Here is a 2,914-nt window from a genome sequence, read left to right on the forward strand (position 1 = left end):
TTAAATATTCATTGATTAATACGATTACTACAGTATTAATATTTTTTTTATTCAGGCTTTATCAAAGTCTTTGGAAATATGCAGGAATTGACGAGATGTCAAATATTTTATTTGCATGTGTAATATCTGGATGCATTCAGTTGGTAGGGATGCACTTTGTTATGGAGTTACACGTACCGAGAAGTTATTATCCGTTAAGTACTGTGTTTATGATATTGTGTATCAGCGGAAGTCGTTTTATGTATCGATACTCTAGACAATTAGTATACAAATCTCAAAGGAATGTTAAAAAACGTATCATGGTGATAGGAGCTGGTGAAGCTGGAAGTGCTATAATTAAGGAGATTATTAACAGTAATTATGTAGAAGGAGCTGTTATATGTGCTATTGATGATAATAAAAGTAAAACTAACAGATATATTCAGGGGGTTAAGATAGTTGGAGATCGATCTAGTATTATTGAAAATGCAAAAGTACATAGAATAACTGATATAATTATTGCAATGCCATCTGTACCAAGAAGTACGTTAAAAGAGATAAGTACTATTTGCAAAGATACAGGATGCTCATTAAAGATATTGCCAGGTATGTATCAGTTAATTAATGAAGAAATCAGTATAAGCTTTCTACGACCAGTACAGATTGAGGATTTGCTTGGGCGGGAGCCAATTCGGATTGAAAACAAAAGTATTATGGATTATGTTAATGGTAAAGTAATCATGGTTACAGGGGGTGGTGGGTCAATTGGCAGTGAACTATGCAGGCAATTAGCCAATTATAATCCAAAACAGTTGATCATTGTTGATATTTATGAAAATAATGCCTATTTTATACAACAGGAGCTGAAAATGAAATATCCTCAATTGGATTTAATTGTTTTAATTGCTTCTGTACGTAATACAAAGCGAATAAATTGGATTTTTGAACAGTATCGCCCCCATATCGTATATCATGCTGCAGCGCATAAGCATGTACCTCTAATGGAAGAAAGTCCTAATGAAGCAATTAAAAATAATGTAATTGGAACGTATCAAGTGGCAAAGGCAGCTGATTATTACGCAGTGGAGCGTTTTGTTTTGATATCGTCGGATAAAGCTGTGAACCCTACCAATATCATGGGTGCTTCTAAAAGGATATGTGAAATGATTATGCAAGCGATGAATTCTACATCTAAGACAGAATTTGTTTCCGTACGTTTTGGTAATGTTTTAGGAAGTAATGGAAGTGTGATTCCTTTATTTAAGGAGCAAATAAAAAATGGAGGACCAGTAACGGTCACACACCCCGATATCATACGCTATTTTATGACAATCACGGAAGCAGTTACTTTAGTTCTTCAGGCAGGAGCCTATGCGAAAGGTGGAGAAATTTTTATTCTCGATATGGGGGAGCCTGTTAAAATTTCGGAGTTGGCAGAGAATCTTATCCGACTCTCCGGTTTTACCCCAGGGAAAGATATATCAATTATTTATACAGGATTACGTCCAGGAGAGAAACTATATGAGGAGACTTTATTAGATGAAGAAGGAATTCAAGATACAGAGAATAACCTTATACACATAGGTAAGTCAATTCCTATTGATAAAGAGGAATTTCTTACTAGGATAAAGGAGCTAGAAGATGCTTCTGAAAATGAATGCTCTGATATACGTAAACTTGTACATAATATTGTTCCCACCTATAAATATATAGAAAAAAATACAAATCAAATATAAATATAGGGGTTTTATTTGCAAATATCATTTCCAACCTACTTTAAACTTCTAATAGCAAAGAAAGACGTTGATAAATAATATTTTATTAAAGAGAATATCAAAGTTTTACGGGGATTACATGTAATGTAGTCCTTGTTTTTTACTTATATTTGTTAAATTATAGACAATTCTATTTACTATAATGTAATAATATGGTAAAATAAAGAAAAAAACATCATTCGAAATGGAGGTAACTGCATGATGAATGTATTATTATGTGATGATTCAGGTAAACAAGTTCAAGTAATGAAAAAGGTATTGCTTGATTATCAAAATCAAAAAGAGCAAATATTTTTTCATATTTTTTCAACGATTTCCTCAAAAGAAGCCTTAAAATGTATTGTTTCAAATACTATAGATATTGCTATATTAGATATTGAAATAGATGATAAGACAGGAATAGATATCGCAAAAGCAATTAAGAATAATAATAAGGAATGTAAAATTATTTTTTTAACAAATTATGATTCATTTGGTTATTTAGCATATGAAGTAGAAGCGAGTGCATATATCTTGAAACCACTTGAAAAGACTAAACTTTATAATAAATTAGATAAAATTATTAGAGATTATCATAATGAAACTATATTAAAAAGATATGGTTCCTCTAGATTTGAAATGAAAATTAAAGGAAAGATAACTTATGTATATCAATATGATATCCTGTACATTGAAAAAAAAGGAAAAAACGTATTGATTGTAACAGATGATTTAATCTACGAATATATGGCTAACTTAAAAGACATAGAAAAAGAATTGGGACAAGAATGTTTTCTGCGATGTCACAATGGGTTTATCGTTAATATCAATCAGATCCTATCCTTTAAAAGAACGGAATTATATGTAGGAAATCAACATATATGCATCCCAGTTAGTAAAGCAAACATACATAAAGTTGCGGCTGTTATGGAAATGAAGATTTGGGAGAATATAGTATGAAAAATTTAGCTTATATATTAATTAATTATTACATTGCCAATATAGCAGATATGGCATTATTCTATATATTACTTAGGCCAATTTGTTTTTCAAAACAATCACGAAAGAATGGAATAGTAACAGTCCTATTCTTATCTCAATTTGTGATACTGGTTGATTATTTTTGTGTACCTAGTTCAATTATGTTAATGATAACAGTAAATATAGCATGGTTTTTTTTA

The 2,914-nt window shown here is 30.6% G+C and carries 3 protein-coding genes; all 3 read left to right on the forward strand.

The window, feature by feature from the left end; translation table 11 throughout:
- Positions 1 to 1,715: polysaccharide biosynthesis protein (locus tag ACW2QF_RS14560; RefSeq protein WP_455716734.1), on the forward strand; the 1,715-nt coding region annotated here is incomplete at its 5' end.
- 237 nt (positions 1,716 to 1,952) lie between these two features.
- The gene (locus tag ACW2QF_RS14565; protein ID WP_455716735.1) at positions 1,953 to 2,693 is read left to right on the forward strand and encodes a LytR/AlgR family response regulator transcription factor; all 741 of its coding nucleotides are present in this window, start codon (positions 1,953 to 1,955) and stop codon (positions 2,691 to 2,693) included.
- The coding region (locus ACW2QF_RS14570; protein WP_455716736.1) for a hypothetical protein at positions 2,690 to 2,914 on the forward strand (225 nt) is incomplete at its 3' end. The genes ACW2QF_RS14565 and ACW2QF_RS14570, both read left to right, overlap by 4 nt.

This window comes from Anaerosporobacter sp. (genome assembly GCF_965301125.1).

Coding starts and splice junctions, on each gene's coding strand:
- ACW2QF_RS14565 (WP_455716735.1), top strand. CDS start 1,953: ATGATGAATGTATTATTATGTGATGATTCAGGTAAACAAGTTCAAGTA.